The organism is Ruegeria sp. AK4 (assembly GCF_056541025.1).
Genome location: NZ_JBQFXS010000009.1, coordinates 105,105 through 123,237, shown reverse-complemented (window position 1 = coordinate 123,237; position 18,133 = coordinate 105,105). Strand labels below are relative to the sequence as shown.

General features: G+C 60.4%; 15 protein-coding genes. 9 read left to right on the top strand and 6 right to left on the bottom strand.

Features of this window, described 5'->3' with window-relative positions; genetic code table 11:
• Positions 1-14: 14 nt before the first annotated feature.
• Positions 15-1,187 carry a hypothetical protein gene (locus ACR0EZ_RS16705; RefSeq protein ID WP_480615188.1) on the top strand — a complete coding sequence of 391 codons (1,173 nt, stop codon included), beginning with the start codon at positions 15-17 and terminating at the stop codon, positions 1,185-1,187.
• On the opposite strand, the gene ACR0EZ_RS16700 is transcribed toward ACR0EZ_RS16705, so the two are convergent.
• Entirely contained in the window at positions 1,184-4,831 is a 3,648-nt protein-coding gene (locus tag ACR0EZ_RS16700) for a flavoprotein (RefSeq protein ID WP_480615186.1), read from the bottom strand. The genes ACR0EZ_RS16705 and ACR0EZ_RS16700 overlap by 4 nt on opposite strands.
• Positions 4,832-5,221: 390 nt before the next feature.
• Between ACR0EZ_RS16700 and ACR0EZ_RS16695 the strand changes: the two genes are divergently transcribed.
• Together ACR0EZ_RS16695 and amaB are read left to right on the top strand one after the other, a co-directional pair.
• Complete coding sequence (locus tag ACR0EZ_RS16695) at positions 5,222-6,328, top strand: saccharopine dehydrogenase family protein (protein ID WP_480615184.1); 1,107 nt, start codon at positions 5,222-5,224, stop codon at positions 6,326-6,328.
• Positions 6,329-6,346: 18 nt separating this feature from the next.
• On the top strand, positions 6,347-7,843 hold the full coding sequence (amaB, locus tag ACR0EZ_RS16690) for an L-piperidine-6-carboxylate dehydrogenase (protein ID WP_480615244.1): 1,497 nt from the start codon (positions 6,347-6,349) through the stop codon (positions 7,841-7,843).
• Between the two features lie 32 nt (positions 7,844-7,875).
• Here amaB and ACR0EZ_RS16685 read toward each other — a convergent pair whose 3' ends face one another.
• Positions 7,876-9,453: a DUF5928 domain-containing protein gene (locus ACR0EZ_RS16685; protein ID WP_480615182.1), complete on the bottom strand. Its 1,578-nt coding sequence runs from the start codon at positions 9,451-9,453 to the stop codon at positions 7,876-7,878.
• A 143-nt stretch (positions 9,454-9,596) separates the two neighbouring features.
• Here ACR0EZ_RS16685 and ACR0EZ_RS16680 point away from each other — a divergent pair, with 143 nt between their 5' ends.
• Positions 9,597-10,415 (top strand): sulfotransferase family protein, encoded by an 819-nt coding sequence (locus ACR0EZ_RS16680; RefSeq protein WP_480615180.1) that lies wholly within the window; start codon positions 9,597-9,599, stop codon positions 10,413-10,415.
• 154 nt (positions 10,416-10,569) lie between these two features.
• Positions 10,570-10,965, top strand: a complete 396-nt coding sequence (locus tag ACR0EZ_RS16675; RefSeq protein WP_480615178.1) for a hypothetical protein — start codon at positions 10,570-10,572, stop codon at positions 10,963-10,965.
• Positions 10,966-11,099: 134 nt separating this feature from the next.
• Here ACR0EZ_RS16675 and ilvD read toward each other — a convergent pair whose 3' ends face one another.
• Positions 11,100-12,932 (bottom strand): dihydroxy-acid dehydratase, encoded by a 1,833-nt coding sequence (gene ilvD / locus ACR0EZ_RS16670; RefSeq protein WP_480615176.1) that lies wholly within the window; start codon positions 12,930-12,932, stop codon positions 11,100-11,102.
• Between the two features lie 106 nt (positions 12,933-13,038).
• On the opposite strand from ilvD, the gene ACR0EZ_RS16665 reads away from it, so the two are divergent.
• From ACR0EZ_RS16665 to ACR0EZ_RS16650, 4 genes are all read left to right on the top strand, one after another.
• On the top strand, positions 13,039-13,593 hold the full coding sequence (locus ACR0EZ_RS16665; protein WP_480615174.1) for a helix-turn-helix domain-containing protein: 555 nt from the start codon (positions 13,039-13,041) through the stop codon (positions 13,591-13,593).
• A gap of 33 nt (positions 13,594-13,626) precedes the next feature.
• Positions 13,627-13,896 (top strand): CBU_0592 family membrane protein, encoded by a 270-nt coding sequence (locus tag ACR0EZ_RS16660; protein WP_480615172.1) that lies wholly within the window; start codon positions 13,627-13,629, stop codon positions 13,894-13,896.
• Positions 13,897-13,975: 79 nt separating this feature from the next.
• The gene (gene sseA, locus ACR0EZ_RS16655; RefSeq protein WP_480615170.1) at positions 13,976-14,830 is read left to right on the top strand and encodes a 3-mercaptopyruvate sulfurtransferase; all 855 of its coding nucleotides are present in this window, start codon (positions 13,976-13,978) and stop codon (positions 14,828-14,830) included.
• Positions 14,830-16,014, top strand: coding sequence for an amino acid aminotransferase (locus ACR0EZ_RS16650; protein WP_480615168.1), 1,185 nt, complete (start codon positions 14,830-14,832; stop codon positions 16,012-16,014). Before sseA ends, ACR0EZ_RS16650 begins: the two co-directional genes overlap by 1 nt.
• 58 nt (positions 16,015-16,072) lie before the next feature.
• Here ACR0EZ_RS16650 and ACR0EZ_RS16645 read toward each other — a convergent pair whose 3' ends face one another.
• The 3 genes from ACR0EZ_RS16645 to ACR0EZ_RS16635 all read right to left on the bottom strand — a co-directional run bounded on the left by ACR0EZ_RS16645 (position 16,073) and on the right by ACR0EZ_RS16635 (position 18,115).
• Positions 16,073-16,459 (bottom strand): type II toxin-antitoxin system death-on-curing family toxin, encoded by a 387-nt coding sequence (locus ACR0EZ_RS16645; protein WP_480615166.1) that lies wholly within the window; start codon positions 16,457-16,459, stop codon positions 16,073-16,075.
• Positions 16,456-16,680 carry an AbrB/MazE/SpoVT family DNA-binding domain-containing protein gene (locus tag ACR0EZ_RS16640; protein WP_480615164.1) on the bottom strand — a complete coding sequence of 75 codons (225 nt, stop codon included), beginning with the start codon at positions 16,678-16,680 and terminating at the stop codon, positions 16,456-16,458. The genes ACR0EZ_RS16645 and ACR0EZ_RS16640 overlap by 4 nt, the downstream gene beginning before the upstream one ends.
• Positions 16,681-16,798: 118 nt before the next feature.
• Positions 16,799-18,115: an ammonium transporter gene (locus ACR0EZ_RS16635; RefSeq protein ID WP_480615162.1), complete on the bottom strand. Its 1,317-nt coding sequence runs from the start codon at positions 18,113-18,115 to the stop codon at positions 16,799-16,801.
• Positions 18,116-18,133 lie beyond the last annotated feature (18 nt).

Genomic DNA, 18,133 nt, shown 5'->3' with positions numbered 1-18,133 from the left:
GGGCCAGCGGGCGCATGAGCGTAGAAAAGAAGGTCTGGCTGATTTCCATCCTCGTCACGCTGGGTCTGGCGGGCCTGCTGTTCAAGCTGTGGGTCGATCTGAACCATTTCGAAGGCGACCCGACGCAATTGCACGATCAGGCTTTGGTGGACCGGTATCTGGCCTCGCTCGACAATCCGCCGGATTACCGGGTCAATACCGGGATATTCATCAAGTCCTTCGGTTTCATCGGGGCCAGCGATATCCGTGTCAGCGGCTATATCTGGCAGCACTACCAGGACGGCGTGCATGACGCGATCAAACCAGCGGTGGGCGAAATCGGCTTTATCCTGCCCGAGGCGGTCGATGCCGCCAATGGCACCATCCAGGAAGTCTACCGGATGCCCCAACCCCAGGGGGAACTGATCGGCTGGTATTTCGAACAGACCCTGCGCCAGAGTTTTGACTACACCAGCTATCCGTTTGACCACAAAACCGTCTGGGTGCGGTTCTGGCCGGCCCCGTTCGATATCGACGTGGCGCTGATCCCGGATTTCGCCGCCTATCCGGCCACCGGGCCAAAGGACATTTTCGGCATCGACAACCAGATCGTCATGGGCACGTGGGAGCGTGAGAATACCTATTTCGACTATAAACTCTCCGATCTGGATACCACGCTGGGGATCAGCCAGAACGACTTCAAAACCGGCACGCCCGAGCTGCATTATAACTTCGTCATCAAGCGCAATTTCGCCAACGCTTTCATCGTGCACATGATCCCGCTGATCGTGGTGACGATGCTGCTGTTCGGAGCGGTGATGACCGTCACCCGCCGCGAAGGGCTGATGGAGCGGCACAATTTCAACACCTCAAGCGTGATCGGCACCTGCTCGGTCCTGTTCTTCGTGATCCTGCTGGCCCATGTGCAGCTGCGCGAAGGCTTCGCGGGCTCACCGGTGATCTACATGGAATCGTTTTTCTTCCTGATGTATTTCCTGCTGCTGGCAGTGTCGGTGAACACCTATCTGTTCGCGTCCGAGGCCGCGCCTGCGCTACGGATCATCCATTACAAGGACAACCTGATCCCCAAAGCCGGATTCTGGCCTTTCGTGCTTTTGTGCATGGTGGCGATCACCGCCTATAACCTGAGCCTGAAGGAAGAACCCGACCACGGGGCCGAGTTCTTAGGCCTTGAGGCGGGCGGCTAGACCTTGGCCTCGCGCCCCTCTTTCAGAGTGCCGGTTGCCATGTCCAGCGTATATTCCTCGACCACCTGCGAGGCACCTTTTTCCCATTCGCCCAAATACTTCTCGGGGTGGGCGATCACATAGGCATAGGCGGGCTTTTTCACATCGCCGATCATCACGTTGATGCGCTTGCGGATATACACGTTGTCCGGCGAATCCGGCCCATGAAACCCTTCGAGCTTGTCCAGCTCTTTCAGGCCCGAGGAGCTAACGCGATAGACCTCGCCCCGGATCTGCTTGCCCCGGCCTTTCTGACCGACCAGCGTGGCCATGCGATGCAGGTAGTCGCAATTGGGGTTGTCGCAATAGGGCTCGTTGGGAACGATCAGCGGCATCGGCTGGCGGGTCGTGGCCTCACCCACGAAATCGCTTAGCACTTCGGCATGGGCCGCGTGGTTCGGGAACCCTTTCTTGAGCGAGCCATAGGTGAAATAGAGGTACGTTTTCTCGCGATCGCGCACCAGATCGACGCCGCTGTCTTCCGGTTCAGGCGGGGGCACCGAATTGGCCTGCGCCCAGGCCTTTAGCCTGTCCTGGATTTCATCCAGTATCCGGATGTTCTCGTCATTCCTGGTGTCTTCGACAAACTGCAGGCAGGACGAGGCATCGATACCGTCGGCGGACAGCAGCAGATCGACCATCCCGGGTGAGTTGTTCATGGCTGCCACATGCAGGGCGGTAAAGCCGTGGTCATTGGTGGCGTTGACGTTGATGCCGCGTTTGATCAGCTCTTTTGCGGCCTGATGATCCGGTTTGCCCAGAATATTGCAGCCTTCCTCGTCATTCTCGTTCAACTCGCCTTCGCCGCCTGCGGCGTAGTGCAACAGCGTGTCGCCGTTCTGATCGTCCACGATGTCAACGCCCGCCACGCCGTTATCCAGCGCATCGAACACCGGCTGCCACTTGTCGAACGTGTCCGAGGCTGCGGCCTCCTGCGCCCAGCGGCAGATGTTGTGTTCGTGATCTTCCAGCTCTTCCAGCGCCTCTTCCAGCACATCCATGATCTGATCGGGCAGGGCCATCATCCCGATTCCCATCATGCCGTTCGACAGCCGCCCCTTGCGGGGCCCGACCAGATCGACCCCCAGCCTGCGCAGCTTTTCGACATTGTTCTGCGTGGTGACATTGTTCCACATGTTGGTATTGCAGGCCGGGCACAGGATCACCGGCTTGTTGCGGTACTGCCAGGCGACAAAGATCGAGGTCAGCAGATTGTCGGCGATCCCGTTGGCGATCTTGCCCATTGTGTTGCAGGTCACCGGTGCCACGATCACGCAATCCGCCCAGTCGCACAGCGCCAGATGCGAGGCGCGCACCGGCATGTCGAACTTCATGTAGCGGAAGTTCCATTCGTCATCGTCGCGGTAATAGTCATTCGGCCCGACCCGCGCGGCGATGCGCTTTTCCCCGAAATCCTTGAAGAACTTCTCGGCCGACACTGACGGAATCAGCTTCACGTTGTGACCGGCATCGGTGATCTTTTCGACCAGCGTCGGGATTTTATCCGCCGCCGAAGACCCGCAGGCGCAGAGCAGGATATTGCGCCGCCCGGTCGGGGCGTCGGTCAGGCCGCCCTTGGGATAGCCGAAGATATTCTTGTCCAGGCTGGGCGATTCCGCGCGCGCGGACACCGCCATATTGGCCTCGCGCATCCGATCCTGCAGGATGCCTTCGTCGACCATGTCCAGAATATCCTGAAGGTCGTCGCGTTTGCTGATGCATTTCTTGTCGAAAAACAGATAAGGAACCGAGCTTTTGCTAGTGGTTGCGACCAGATCGCGCCGCATCTTGCGCGCCGTGGGATCGCGCCCGGCGACGTTTACCAGCACCACATCCGTTGCGCCGATATTGGATATGACGCTTTTGAGCATGTAGGACATCGGGTCCTCATCCTCGTAAAACAGCACCGCCGTGTTGTTCGCGATCAGGGATGCGACATCGTTCGGGTCTTCCGGCGGATCGACCTCTTCAATCACCAGCAGCTCGGGGCTTTCGACGAAACGCAGGCCGCGGAAGATGTTGCCGCGCGGGGCCTGCCACACCTGCGAGGTTGCGGGGCTCATGTCCACGATCGTCACCAGATCGGTGTCTTCGTCATAATCAACGCACAGGCACCAGAATTCCTCGAGCAGCGCGGTTTCCAGAAAGACCTTTTTGGGCCGTTGAATGGCTTTCGAGCCCAGAACGCGGTTGAAGTCGATATTGATCATCAGGTGGCGCTTTTTCGTGCCCTTCAGGTTTGTCTCCTTGTCCTGCAGGCTTTGCAGATGGGATTTGAACCAGTCCTCGGCGGATTGGATCGCCTTGTCTTGCCGGGTCGCAAAGCTGTGGTAGGAACTGCCCAGATGCGTGTCTTCGGCCTGGCTCAGGTATTTGTCCGCCATGTCGTGCATTTCTTCGGCAGTGGCCACCCGGCTGACGGCATCCTGAAAGGACGAACCGGTCAGCCGTAGCAGCTTGTCTTCATCCACCTGATGGTCGCCGTGGATGGCCAGACTTTCGACCAGAACTCCCAGACTGTTCATGTTCGGGCTGGCACGGCGGAACAGGTTGCGCCGCTTCTTGGGGTCTTCGGCCATATAGTGGGTGGGGTCGATGTAGTTGCAGGGCTGATCGAAGGTTTTAAGATGGGTTTTGACCGCCGCGCGGGCCGAAAAACGCAAGATGCCGCGCGACCGCATCGAGGTTCCGTCGCGGTCCGACATCCCCTCCCACAGGCGGGTGGCGGTTGTGACCCACAGCTTGCCGTATTTCTCGGGGTGGACATCCATCATATGCACCAGACCGGTGCTGGGGTTGCACTTGGCGATGATGGCAAAGTGACCGCCGGGCATGTTGTCTTTGCCATGGGCAACGCCGACCTGAAAATTTGCCACCAGAATGTCATTGTCGCCGCCAAAACGGTTGGATTCGTCGATGGCGTCCAGCAGTTTCTGCACGTCGGTCCGGTCTTCATCCATGAAATAGGCCTGAACCTGCACCCGGTCCCGCAGCCCTTGCGAATGGATATAGGTGCAGGCGACATCGAACAGCTCGCCCAGCGAAATCCCGTCATTCACCACAAAGGACGAGGGCAGCGCGCATTCGCGGAAAATATCGTTGACCTCGCAGCTGAACCCCAGCGCCGACATGCTCAGCGCGGCGGCAGTGACGCTGCAGCAATTGATCGGCTGCTGAAACTCATGCAAGTGGACATTGACTAGATCGCCGAACATCGTGCCGATACATGGCTTGCGAATGTCTGTGGGGATCTGCTTCCAGTTCTGGCTCGACAGATAGGCCAGCCGGGTCCCGTCCAGCGCCAGCGCTTCAAGGCTGACGGGGATATCGGAAATCTCAAGATGCTCTTCGTAGAAATAGTCGCCAACATCGGCGCTGGCCAAAGGGGTGCCGTTCTGGCGCAGCTGGACGCTGCCGCGCAGCACCACATACATGCCATGCGCCGGCAATACCGCATTCGCGGTCACTTCGATGAACTCGAACTGCGGCTTGATCGCGCTTGTGTCCACGTCCACGCCTTCGCCGGGTATGACGGCATAAATCAGGCTCAGGTCTGCATCGGTTGGGTTAAAGGCTCTCGACTCGGCGATTTGATCTGTAGACACGACTGATATCCCCCCTGAAGTGTGTCGCAAATATCGTCAATCAACCAGCGCAGCGTGTTGATATCAGGTGCGGAGATGTTCGGGCCAAACAGCAATACAGACCCGTCCGTCGATATGTCTTGCGCTGGTCGGGCCGGATTCCTGCTGCAAATACAGCGAACAAAATGGCCCAATAGCCTGCACAGTATCCCATTCCAAAACAAAAATCACCGATGCAGTTCAGCGGGCCGGGTTTGAACTGCGGGTCAGTTTGAAGTGGGCCTGACCTGTCGTTTTTCCAAAACTTCCATCATAATGACGGCTAAACCGTCTGTTTCGTCAAGATTGGCCCTGCAAAACGACGGAATTTTACCCCATTCTTAATGAAAACCATGAATAAGGAGGCGCGCAATGTCCTGGAATGTTTGCGTTGTTGGGGCTGGCAAGATCGGGCAGATGATCGCCACGCTGCTCAGGGGATCGCCCAATTATCACGTCACGGTCGCGGATCACGACCTGAAAGCGCTGGCCGAGATCGCCCGGATGGGCATCGCGACCATACAGATCGACGCCAGTGACGATACGGGTCTGGCCAAGGGTCTGACCGGGTTCGACGCGGTGATCTCGGCCGCCCCGTTCTTTCTGACCCCCGCCATCGCCGCCGCCGCCAAAGCCGCCGGGGCGCATTATTTTGACCTGACCGAGGATGTCGCCGCGACCAACGCCGTGCGCGAACTGGCGGCAGACAGCGACACCGCCTTTATGCCGCAATGCGGGCTGGCACCGGGCTTTGTCGGCATCGCGGGTGCTTCACTGGCGGCTGAGTTCGACCAGATCGACAGCCTGCATATGCGGGTGGGGGCGCTGCCGCTCTATCCGACCAATGCGCTGAAATACAACCTGACATGGTCCACGGACGGCTTGATCAACGAATACTGCAACCCCTGCGATGCCATCGTGAACGGCGAACGGGTCAAGACCGCGCCGCTGGAAGATTATGAGGTTCTGGGCCATGACGGCGTGGAATATGAATGTTTCAACACCTCGGGCGGTTTGGGCACGTTGCCCGAAACGCTCGAGGGCAAGGCGCGCGCGGTGTCCTACCGCTCGATCCGCTATCCGGGCCATTGCGAGATCCTGAAGCTGCTGCTGCATGATCTGGGGCTGGAACGCCGCCGCGATCTGCTGAAAGAGATTTTCGAAGCCGCCCTGCCGCGCACCGATCAGGATGTGGTGCTGGTCTATTGCACCGCCAAGGGCCTGATCGACGGCACGCTGCGCGAGAAATCCCTGATCAACAAATCCTTCGCGCGCGAGATCAACGGACAGGTCTGGAGCGCCATTCAGGTCACCACCGCAGCGGGTGTTCTGGGCGTCGTCGATCTGATGCGCAGCGGCGCGCTGCCCGCCAAGGGCTTTGTCCGGCAAGAGCAGTTGAAGCTTGCCGATTTCCTGAACACCGAATTTGGCCGGCTCTACCGCGCCGGTGATGTAACCCCACAGAACAAGGCGGCCTGAGACATGAAAGACATCGTGATGACAGCAGAAACCACCCTGGCAAAACTGGACCTGACCGCGGCAGAGCTGACCGGCGGCAGTCTGAAAGTGACCTCACCCATCGATGGCCGCGTGCTGGCCGAGCTGCATGAAACACCCGTGGCCGGGATGGAGGCCATCTTTGCCCGCGCCAAATCGGCCTTCAAGGCGTGGCGGCTTGTTCCCGCGCCGCGCCGGGGCGAACTGATCCGCCTGCTGGGCGAAGAACTGCGCGCCGCCAAGGACGATCTGGGCGCGCTGGTCAGTTGGGAGGCGGGCAAGATCACATCCGAAGGTCTGGGTGAAGTGCAGGAGATGATCGATATCTGCGACTTTGCCGTGGGCCTGTCGCGTCAGCTTTACGGTCTGACCATCGCCTCGGAACGCCCCGGCCACCGGATGATGGAAACCTGGCATCCGGCAGGCCCGGTCGGCGTGATCACCGCTTTCAACTTTCCGGTCGCCGTGTGGTCGTGGAACACGGCGCTTGCGCTGGTCTGCGGCGATCCGGTGATCTGGAAACCGTCCGAGAAGACGCCGCTGACCGCGATGGCCTGCCAGAAGATCTTCGAACGCGCGCTGGCCCGGTTCGGCGACGCGCCCGAAGGCTTGCTGCAAACGCTGATCGGTGGCGCCGCGCTGGGCGAGGCTTTGGTCGCCAGCGAGGACGTCCCGGTCATCTCGGCCACCGGATCGACCCGCATGGGCCGGGCGGTTGCGCCCATCGTCGCGCAACGCTTCGGCAAGTGCATTCTGGAACTGGGCGGCAACAACGCGATGATCGTGGGCCCCTCGGCCGATCTGGAAATGGCGGTGCGCGCCATCGTGTTCTCGGCTGTCGGAACGGCGGGTCAGCGCTGCACCAGCCTGCGCCGCCTAATCGTGCACAATTCGATCCGCGAGGAGCTGGTCGCACGGCTGAAGAAAGCCTATGCCGGTCTGCCCATCGGCGATCCGCTGGCCGAAGGCACCCTGATCGGACCACTGGTGGACGAAGCCGCCGGCGCTGCGATGACCGCTGCGCTCCAGGCAGCAGAAGGCGAAGGCGGCACAGTCTTCGGCGGCAACCGCGTGACCGAGGGCGTGCCCGCAGGCGTCTATATGGAACCCGCCATCGTCGAAATGCCGGACCAGACCGCGACCGTGAAGACCGAGACCTTTGCCCCGATCCTCTATGTCATGGGCTACGATGATTTCGACGATGCGCTGGCGTTGCAGAATGACGTGCCGCAAGGCCTGTCCTCCTGCGTGTTCACGCTGAACATGCGCGAGGCGGAACAGTTCCTGACCGCAGCCGGGTCGGATTGCGGCATTGCCAACGTCAATATCGGCCCCTCGGGCGCCGAGATCGGCGGCGCCTTTGGCGGTGAGAAGGAAACCGGCGGCGGTCGCGAAAGCGGCTCGGACGCGTGGAAGGCCTATATGCGCCGTCAGACCAACACGGTGAACTATTCCGCCGAGCTGCCGCTGGCGCAGGGCGTGAAGTTCGACATTTAAGTTATAGCCCGGCGGTTTTCGGGCCGCCGGGCTTAATCCGAAAACAGGTAGTCCAGCCGCATCACGGCCTGCGCCTTTTCCGGCCCGACACCGAGAAACGCGGCCATCGCAGCCTCATTCTCGGCTGCCTCCGCCGTCTGGCGAATGCGCAGATAGCCGTCGATCCCGGCCCCCCGGATCAGTTCCGATTCATGCGCCAGATCGTTGCGAATGGTGGGCAACAGCCGCGCGACGGTGTCCTCGGGGCTGTTTTCGCCCGCCAGCCCGATGCGGCGCGCATGGCCGATCAGATACTCGTCCGAGTATTCGCACTCGATCTCCAGCACCCGCGTCCGGGCCGTGTCGCCACAGAAATCCTGAATGACGTCCAGATTGGCCGGGTCCAGACACAGGACCAGCCTGTCGGTCTCGAAATGCGCAAACAGCATGCCCACCACCGCGCGCCGATGGCGGGAGCGCTTTTTCAGGGTCGTCTCGATGCCGCCCAGATCGGGCAGGGGGGTTTCTTCTTCGTTGAACAGGTATTCGATACAGGGAATATCGGTTTCGCTGGCGATCTGATCGACCAGCCGCTTGGCGACATGCCATTTCTTGCAGACCACCAGAAACAGCTCGCGCTCGGGGCCCAGAGTATTCGCGGCCTCCCAGAACCGCTGGCCGAAGCGGCGGCCGACCCGCCCGCGACCGGTCAGAAAGGCGTGCAGGTTGCGCCCCTCTCCCGAGATCGGAAAGTCGATCCCGTCGCGGGCGTAAAGCGCTCCCAGCCGCTCTTTCAACTCCAGCGCCTCGGGGCTGATTTTGCGGGCGAACAGGTAATCCTGACCCAGCAGCATGTCATAGTGGTCGTTGTAGAAGGTCACCGGCATGCCGTAGTCGGAAAACATCAGAAATGTCAGCGTGCGGTTTTCGATCTCGCGTTTCGGCACAAGATGGCGGACGAGGGTCTGAAAGAAGGTCTCATCCGGGATCCAGGTGGTCGAGAAGAACCGGATCACATCGCGGCGCTGTTGCAGGAAATCCAAGATCATCTCGACCGTGCGGCGGCGCAGGCACCACCACTGGCTGCCGATCATCACCTGAATATCCGCCGGAATCTCGCGGATCAGGCCAAAGCGTTTCTGCATCTCATAGGCGGCATAAAACCGACCGGCCTGCGTGCGTTCGTTGAAATAGTGACGATAGATCAGCCGGTCTTCCTTCATGCCGGTCTTGATCCAGTTGCTGTCAAAGAAGTCGTGGCTTTCGATGAAATCCACGTCGTTTTCATCCAGAAAGCGATGCGCGTATTCCGCCGTTTTGATCGCCATGCAATCGCCCGACAGCATGTAGAAATGCGTGGCGCGCGGAAACGCGTCCACCGCCGCCTGCAACGCGTTCAGTGAGGCCTGAACCAGCGACCACTCGCCCCAGCCGCATTTGATCCGCTTGGCGGCAAAGGTCACGTTCGGGTTGTCCTTGAACGCGGTCCGGATGCGGTCATAGCTTTCCGCCTTGGCGCGCGCGTCGAAGTGAATCGCGATGCAATCCCCGGCGGCGGTCAGTTGCTCGGCCTGCGCGATGATCGCGTCAGGGTCTTTGTGGCACAGCAAAATATAGGCAATCTTTGCCATCGAGGGTACGCAATTTCCGTTTCTGCCCGTTTGCATCCGTGATACTGAGGATGAGCGATTGAATAAACAGAATATTTTTGGTTCTTTGGCACCAGATGCTGGCCTATCACCCTGATATCTGACCAGCGCAGGAGGCACAGCAGATGGGTTTTCCCGGCACCTGGATGACCGAGAGCGAAAGCATGGTGTACCGTGTGGTGCCGAAATGTGCCTGCTCGACCATCGGTCAGATCATGTATTATTCGGATCACGGCCGGTTCTTTGACGGCGACATTCATGATGCCAAGGATGGCATGCATAAATGGGCGTTTGATGGCAGTCAGGGCCAGATTTCCAGCAATGTGCGCAACCATGCCTCGTATTCCTTTACCTGCGTGCGCAATCCCTACACCCGGATTCTGAGCTCATTCTTCGACAAGATCTGCGGCATCCAGCGCAACGGCAAGCGCTATCGCGGCAATCTGGTGCCGACGCTGATCTACAATTACGGGATCGAGGTGGGCGGCGACGATGGCAAGGGCGAGTTCGACCAGATCGCCAGCTTCCGCCGGTTCCTGCTGTTTGCCCGCGACACGATCCGTTGGCGGCGCCCGATGGACCCGGATATTCACTGGTCGGCCATGTCGGGGCATGTGTCCACCTTCATCGTGAATGGCGGGCGGTATGACCGGATTTTCTGGACCGAAGCCTTCAATGACGGCATGCAGGGCGTTCTGGATTACGTGGACACCGCGCATCGGGTGACCTTGTCCGATATCCCGCGCTTCAACGAATCCGAAGGCCATGGCCCCAAGCGGGCGCATCCGGTCGAGGATTACTTCGACGACCTGTCGATGCATCTGGTCTATGAGATCTACAAACAGGATTTCGAACTTTTCAGATACGATTTCGAAAACCCCGCCAACAAGATGCCGGTGGGCGAGATCGATCTGGATGAGGTGCACGCGAAGCTGGGCGATTGACGGGCAATGGATGACCCCGGCAGAGGTGCATCTGCTTGGAACTTGATTTGCAGGTGAGTGACTGCTGCGAGCCCTTCGCAACAAATGCTGCGAACGTAACGAATGGCTGCTATGACGAGTTGGCTAGGATGCAGTATGAGGTTTACCAAATTCAATGTTTGAAAAGGTTCTGTGTCTTTGGGCGTGGGGATCACCTGAAACACCTATGCAGCGATTAGGTGCATTCTTGATGATGTTGGTGTCTGTTTTTGCCGCTGCAATCACATTGGGTGCTGTTTCTCAGGCTTTCGACAAAACTTGGACCGTCTCAGGAGTAGCCGCAAGTGTATTTGGTGTCGGAGTGATGTCGCTCTTACTCCCTACCGGGCTGGCTCACGGTTTTGCGGCGGCTTTTCCTCTGGTTTTTGATCGTTGGAAGCATAAGCGAAACATGCGATTGGGAGACTATGTGATGCTACAGCTGGATGGTCTTAAGTTCTTTTATTCGCTTTTAGGTTGGACTAGCTCAATTGGATTGGTCGCACTTATTGCCTATCTGCTAGTGTCCTAGGTCGCATAGCCCGTCGCGTTTCGTCAAACACTGCAGCCATTTGAGGGTTTGTTCCAAATGACCGCAAAGTCCGCACGGCAGAACAAAAACAGCCCACCGGATAGGTAGACCGTTTTTGTTGAGCGGTTTCTAACTCAGACCTGACGCACAGCCCCTCTGGCTGCGCTGGTGGTCAGCTTGGCATAGGCTTTGAGAGCCGTGGACACTTTCCGTTTGCGCGGCTCCGCCGGGTGCCATCCCTTTTCGTCCTGCTCTTCGCGGCGGGCGGCGAGGTCTTCGTCGGACACGGCCAGATGGATCGTGCGGTTGGGGATGTCGATCTCGATCTTATCGCCGGTTTGCACCAGGCCGATCTCGCCGCCTTCGGCCGCCTCGGGTGAGACGTGACCGATCGACAGCCCCGAGGTGCCGCCCGAGAATCGCCCATCCGTCAGCAGCGCGCAGGCTTTGCCCAGACCTTTGGATTTCAGGTATGAGGTCGGGTACAGCATTTCCTGCATCCCCGGACCGCCGCGCGGGCCTTCGTAGCGGATCACCACCACGTCGCCTTCGACCACCTTGCCGGTCAGAATATCGCTGACCGCCTGATCCTGGCTTTCGCAGACATAGGCCGAGCCGGTGAATTTCAGGATGTTCTCATCGACCCCGGCGGTTTTCACGATACAGCCGTCGCGGGCGATGTTGCCGAACAGAACCGCCAGACCGCCATCCTGACTGAACGCGTGCTCTTTCGACCGGATCACGCCGCCCTCGCGGTCGGTGTCCAGCTCTTTGTACCGGTTCGACTGGCTGAACGCCTGCGTCGTGCGTACGCCGCCCGGCGCGGCCTTGAACAGGTCCTGCGCCCGTGGGTTGTTGGCGATCTTGATGTCCCAGTTGGCAATCGCCTCGCCCATGGTGGCCGAATGCACCGTGTGGCAATCCTCGTGCAGCAGGCCCGCGCGGCTAAGCTCGCCGAGGATCGAGAAGATGCCGCCAGCGCGATGAACATCCTCCATATGCACATTCTCGGTGTTGGGCGCGACCTTGCACAGGCAGGGCACCTTGCGGCTCAGATGGTCCATATGGCTCATGTTGAAATGCACCTCGCCCTCGTGCGCGATGGCCAGAAGGTGCAGCACGGTGTTGGTGGACCCGCCCATCGCAATGTCGAGACTCATGGCGTTCTCGAAGGCTTCAAACGTGGCAATCTCGCGCGGCAGGAAGCCTTTCTCGTCCAGATCGTAGTGCCGTTTGGTGATCTCGACGATGCGGCGACCGGCTTCAAGGAACAGCTCTTTGCGGTCCGAGTGCGTCGCCAGCGTCGACCCGTTGCCCGGCAGCGCCAGACCCAGCGCCTCGGCCAGACAGTTCATCGAGTTGGCGGTGAACATGCCCGAGCACGAGCCGCAGGTGGGGCAGGCGTTCTCTTCGATATGTTTCACCTGCTCGTCGGTGTATTTGTCATCGGCGGCGGCGACCATCGCGTCCACAAGGTCGATCTTTTTCACGTCCAGATCTTCGATGTCGATCTTGCCCGCCTCCATCGGCCCGCCCGAGACAAAGATCGCGGGGATGTTCAGGCGCATCGCAGCCATCAGCATGCCCGGCGTGATCTTGTCGCAGTTCGAAATGCAGACCATCGCATCGGCGCAATGCGCGTTGACCATGTATTCCACCGAATCCGCGATCACCTCGCGCGAGGGCAGGGAATACAGCATTCCGTCATGGCCCATGGCGATGCCGTCATCCACGGCGATGGTGTTGAACTCTTTGGCGACACCGCCTGCAGCCTCGACCTCGCGCGCGACCATCTGGCCCAGATCCTTCAGATGCACGTGGCCCGGCACAAACTGGGTGAACGAGTTGACGATGGCGATGATCGGCTTGCCGAAATCGTCGTCGCCCATACCGGTGGCGCGCCATAGGCCGCGCGCGCCCGCCATGTTGCGGCCATGGGTCGAGGTTCTGGATCGGTAAAGTGGCATGATGCTGTTTCCCTAATGCTCCGGTTGCGGTATCCGGGGTTTGTGCGTTATAGCGCACGTATCACATGTGCGCTATAACGCACAAGAGGATTCGCGGGACGGGGACATGAGCTCGGACGATATTACACTGAAACTGCGGGACGTGCGGGCCGCGTCGGGGCTGAGCCTGTCGAAAGTGTCGGAACTGACCGGCGTCAGCAAAGCCATGCTGGGCCAGATCGAGCGCGGCGAATCCAGCCCGACGATTGCCACGCTGTGGAAGATTGCCAAAGGGTTCCAACTGCCGCTCAGCGCGCTGATCGGCGCGGCGGCGATGCGGGCCCCGGCAGATGCGGGCGTGTTCCAGTCCGTGACTTTTCCCGGCAGCCTGCAGGTCAAGATCGTCTTTCCCTTCGATCCCGCGCTGGGGGCCGAGACCTTTCACGTGGAACTCTCGCCGAACCAGAGCCACGATTCGCCCGCCCATGAAACCGGCATGACCGAAGAGGTGTTCGTTCTGGACGGCACGCTGGATGTGCTGCGGGACGGGGAGTGGGTTGCGTTGGCGGCCGGTCAGGGGTTGCGGTTTGCGGCGGACCTGCCCCACGGGTATCGCGCCGGGGCCGAGGGCGCGCGGTTCCTCAACATGCATCACTACCGGCAACAAGCTGCGGCAGGCTAAGGCCGGTCGGGCAGGGCCAAAATAGGGACAGATATGGCGGACTTCATCGAAACACTGACGCTGGCGGATGCGGTGGGGTCGTTTGGCGCCTTGCTCGTGGTCGCCGCCTATTTCGCCACACAGATGCGGATGATGAACTCGGACGATCTGGCCTTTCCGGTCGTCAACCTGCTGGGGTCGGTCCTAATCGTGTATTCCCTGCTCGAGAATTTCAATCTCGCCTCGATGCTGATCGAAGGTTTCTGGATTGCAATCAGCCTGGTCGGCATTGTCCAGTTTTTCCGCCTGCGCCGCGCCCGCTAGGCCCGTTGCGCCCATCCAGCCTTGAACCCGCATGCGCGCGCGTATAGGGAAAACCCAAGCGCGCTTTGGGGAGGCTTTGATGCAGGACGATCCGAAAACCCTCGTTTCTACCGAATGGCTTGCCGCCCATCTCAAGGACCCGGATCTGCGGGTTCTGGACGGGTCGTGGTATCTGCCTGCGCAGAACCGGGATGCCAGGGCCGAATACGACGCGGCCCATATTCCCGGCGCGCGGTTCTTCGATATTGACGAGATCTCCGATCACCGCTCGGACCTGCCGCATATGGCCCCGCCGGTCGAGAAATTCATGTCGCGCCTGCGGGCGATGGGCGTGGGTGACGGGCATCAGGTTGTTGTCTATGACGGCGCTGGCCTGTTCTCGGCGGCGCGGATCTGGTGGCTGTTCCGCCTGATGGGGCAGGAAAACGTCGCCGTTCTGGACGGCGGTTTCCCCAAATGGCAGGCCGAAGAGCGTGTGGTCGAGGACCTGCCCCCGATGATCCGCGACCGCCACATGACCGTGCGCGTTCAGAACCATCTGGTGCGCGACGTCACGCAGGTGTCGGCGGCATCGAAGCTGAACGATCACGAGATCATCGACGCGCGTTCGGCCACCCGGTTTGCCGGGGGCGAGCCCGAGCCGCGCGCAGGGTTGCGGGCCGGACACATCCCCGGTGCGCGCAATGTGCCCTTCGGCGGTTTGCTGAACAAGGATGGCACGATGAAATCGCCCGAGGATTGCCGCGCTGTGTTCGAGGCCGCAGGCGTGGACCTGTCGAAACCGGCGATCACATCCTGCGGGTCGGGTGTGACCGCCGCGATCCTCAGCCTTGCGCTGGAGCGCATGGGCAAGAAAGACCACTCGCTTTATGACGGCTCCTGGGCTGAATGGGGTGCCTTCCCGACCCTGCCCGTCGCAACCGGAGAGACCTGATGTTCGAGAACCTCAAACCGCAGCCCGCCGACAAGATTCTGGCGCTGATGCAGATGTACCGCGACGACCCGCGCGATCAGAAGATCGATCTGGGCGTGGGGGTCTATAAAAACGCCGAGGGCGTGACCCCGGTGATGCGCGCGGTGAAAGCGGCGGAAAAGCGCATTCTGGAAGAGCAGGAGAGCAAGGCCTATACCGGGCTGGCCGGTGATCCGGCCTATGCGGATGCGATGATCGGCCTGATCCTTGGCACGTCGGTGCCGCGCGGCAACATCGCCGCCGTGGCAACCCCAGGCGGCACCGGTGCCTGCCGTCAGGCGTTCGAGATGATCCGCATGGCCAACCCCTCGGCCCGTGTCTTTGTGTCCAACCCGACCTGGCCGAACCACCTGTCGATCCTGAACTATCTGGGGATGGAGATGGTTTCCTATCGCTATTTCGACGGTGAAACCCGTGGCGTCGATTTCGACGGCATGGTCGAGGACCTGAAAACCGCCAAACCGGGCGACGTGGTTCTGCTGCATGGCTGCTGCCACAACCCGACCGGCGCGAACCTGAACCTGGTGCAGTGGCAAGAGGTGGTGAACCTGATCAACGCGCAGGGCCTCGTGGCGATGATCGACATTGCCTATCAGGGCTTTGGCGACGGGCTTGAGGAAGACGCGCAGGCGACCCGTCTGGTGGCCTCGTCCGTCAAGCGCTGCCTGATTGCGGCGTCGTGCTCGAAGAATTTCGGCGTCTATCGTGAACGTACCGGTCTGCTGATGGCAATCAGCGACGATCCGGCGCAAACCGCGCTGAATCAGGCAACCTTGGCCTTCCTGAACCGCCAGAACTATTCCTTCCCGCCGGACCATGGCGCGCGCGTTGTGACCACGATCCTGAACGACGACGCCCTGCGCGCCGATTGGGCGGCAGAACTGGAAGAGGTCCGCTTGTCCATGCTGGGTCTGCGCCAGAACCTGGCCGACGAATTGCAACGCCTGAGCGGGTCCGACCGGTTCGGATTTATCGCCCAGCACCGCGGCATGTTCTCACGCCTCGGGGCCGCGCCGGAACTGGTCGAGCAACTGCGCAACGATCACGGCATCTACATGGTCGGCGACAGCCGGTTGAACATCGCCGGTCTGAACGCCACGACCGTGCCGATCCTGGCCAAGGCGATAGTCGACGTTGGGGTGTGAGCACGCCACGGAACACACGAAAAAGCTGCGCCTCGCAGCGCGGCTTTTTTCTACCCGATCAAATGGGCTGCGCGCCCGCTTTGAGCCACCCGGCAAACCGGGCTTCGGAAATCTCTCCGGCAGCCAGACCTTCCATCATGTGCACGCCTTCGACCGGGTCGGGTCGGAAGGACAGCCCGTTCAGGCGCAGGAAGGTGATCGCGGTCACAAACGCCGTTCGCTTGTTGCCGTCGACAAAGGCATGGGCCTTGGCGATGCCAAAGGCATAGGCTGCGGCAATCTCGGTCAGATCCGCCTCGGAATAGGCGGCAAGATTCATGGCTCTGGCTGCGCCCATCTCGATCAGGGCCTTGTCCCGCAATCCGGGGGCACCCCCGTGGCGGGCGATTTGCCGATCATGAATGATGATGACGGCTGCCAACGGCACCCAGACAACAGCGGTCACGCCAGCGCCTGAAGCAGATCGCGGTTTTCGTCCATCACGATCTCAGCGGCGTCAAGCGCCTCGGCCAGCGACGGATCATGCGCCATGATCTTCAGCGCACCGTCATCGCCGCGCACAACGAACAGGGTATCCCCCTCTTTGGCATCCAGAATGGTCAGCATTTCCGTTGTCAGAGTCATAACAGCCGAATTGCCGACTTTTCGAATTTTGGATGTGATCATCGCCGCGCCTCCGTATACTCATTAGTATATACACCTTTGAGCCCAAGGAACAACAGGGCGGTGTGCAACAAAAAAAGCCGGGCGCGAACGCCCGGCTTTGCGTTGGGGTTCTCAGGTCTTAACCCTTCGAGAATTCCGGATAGGCTTCCATACCCAGTTCCGCCATGTCCAGACCGTTGATCTCGTCCTCTTCGCTGACACGGATGCCGAGGGTTGCTTTCAACACGATCCACAGGATCAGCGCGCCGGCAAAGGTGAAGATGCCGTAGGCGATGATGCCCAGCAGCTGCGTGCCCAGGCTGGCCTCGCCATAGAAGATCACGGCGATGGTGCCCCAAATGCCGGCGAACAGGTGAACCGGGATGGCACCCACGACGTCGTCGATCTTGAACTTGTCCAGCATCGGCACCGCGAAGACCACGATGATGCCGCCAACCGCACCGATCCACAGCGCACCGAACAGGGTCGGGGCCAGCGGTTCGGCGGTGATCGAGACCAGACCGGCCAGCGCGCCGTTCAGCACCATGGTCAGGTCAGGTTTCTTGTACAGGACCTGGGTCATGATCAGCGCAGCAACAGCGCCCGAGGCTGCGGCCATGTTGGTGTTGGCAAAGATGCGCGACACGTCGGATACGTCACCCACGGTGCCCATCGCCAGCTGCGAGCCGCCGTTGAAGCCGAACCAGCCCAGCCACAGGATGAATGTCCCCAGGGTGGCCAGCGCCAGGTTCGAACCGGGCATCGGGTGAACCTTGCCGTCCTTATACTTGCCGATGCGCGGGCCAAGGATCAGACAGCCCGCCAGAGCCGCCCAGCCGCCGACCGAGTGCACAACGGTCGAACCGGCGAAATCCGAGAAGCCGCGCGCGTCCAGCCAGCCGCCGCCCCATTTCCACGACCCCGAGATCGGGTAAAGGATACCGGTCAGCACGATGACGAAGATCAGGAAGGGCCACAGCTTGATCCGCTCGGCCACGGCGCCGGACACGATCGACGCGGTCGCTGCAACGAAGACCAGCTGGAAGAAGAAGTCCGACCCGATCGAGGCGTAATCCAGCGCCGCATCCGCAGGTGCCACACCCACCGGATCCAGAGTGGTGGTCGAAAAGAGCGGACCCAGCCAGCCTGCGATGGACCAGCTGTCGCCGGGATACATCAGGTTGAAGCCGATCAGCCAGTACATGATCGCGGCAAAGGAAAACAGCGCCACGTTCTTGATCATCTGCATGGCCACGTTCTTGGACCGCACCAGCCCGCCTTCGAGCATGGCAAACCCTGCTGCCATGAAGAAGACCAGAAAGCCCGCCATCAGAAACAGCAGCGTCGTGAAGATATAGCCGACATCTTCCATCGAAGACGGCGGGTCATTTGCGAAAGCCGCCGCAGGAAAGGCGATCAGCACGGCGGCTGTGGGTAGAATTCGGTTCAGTTTCATCTGTTGTCAGTCCTCTTG

Coding starts and splice junctions, on each gene's coding strand:
- ACR0EZ_RS16675 (WP_480615178.1), top strand. CDS start 10,570: ATGTTTGAAAAGGTTCTGTGTCTTTGGGCGTGGGGATCACCTGAAACA.
- amaB (WP_480615244.1), top strand. CDS start 6,347: ATGACAGCAGAAACCACCCTGGCAAAACTGGACCTGACCGCGGCAGAG.
- ACR0EZ_RS16640 (WP_480615164.1), bottom strand. CDS start 16,680: ATGATCACATCCAAAATTCGAAAAGTCGGCAATTCGGCTGTTATGACT.
- ilvD (WP_480615176.1), bottom strand. CDS start 12,932: ATGCCACTTTACCGATCCAGAACCTCGACCCATGGCCGCAACATGGCG.
- ACR0EZ_RS16660 (WP_480615172.1), top strand. CDS start 13,627: ATGGCGGACTTCATCGAAACACTGACGCTGGCGGATGCGGTGGGGTCG.
- ACR0EZ_RS16665 (WP_480615174.1), top strand. CDS start 13,039: ATGAGCTCGGACGATATTACACTGAAACTGCGGGACGTGCGGGCCGCG.
- ACR0EZ_RS16705 (WP_480615188.1), top strand. CDS start 15: ATGAGCGTAGAAAAGAAGGTCTGGCTGATTTCCATCCTCGTCACGCTG.
- ACR0EZ_RS16685 (WP_480615182.1), bottom strand. CDS start 9,453: ATGGCAAAGATTGCCTATATTTTGCTGTGCCACAAAGACCCTGACGCG.
- ACR0EZ_RS16635 (WP_480615162.1), bottom strand. CDS start 18,115: ATGAAACTGAACCGAATTCTACCCACAGCCGCCGTGCTGATCGCCTTT.
- ACR0EZ_RS16695 (WP_480615184.1), top strand. CDS start 5,222: ATGTCCTGGAATGTTTGCGTTGTTGGGGCTGGCAAGATCGGGCAGATG.
- ACR0EZ_RS16650 (WP_480615168.1), top strand. CDS start 14,830: ATGTTCGAGAACCTCAAACCGCAGCCCGCCGACAAGATTCTGGCGCTG.
- ACR0EZ_RS16680 (WP_480615180.1), top strand. CDS start 9,597: ATGGGTTTTCCCGGCACCTGGATGACCGAGAGCGAAAGCATGGTGTAC.
- sseA (WP_480615170.1), top strand. CDS start 13,976: ATGCAGGACGATCCGAAAACCCTCGTTTCTACCGAATGGCTTGCCGCC.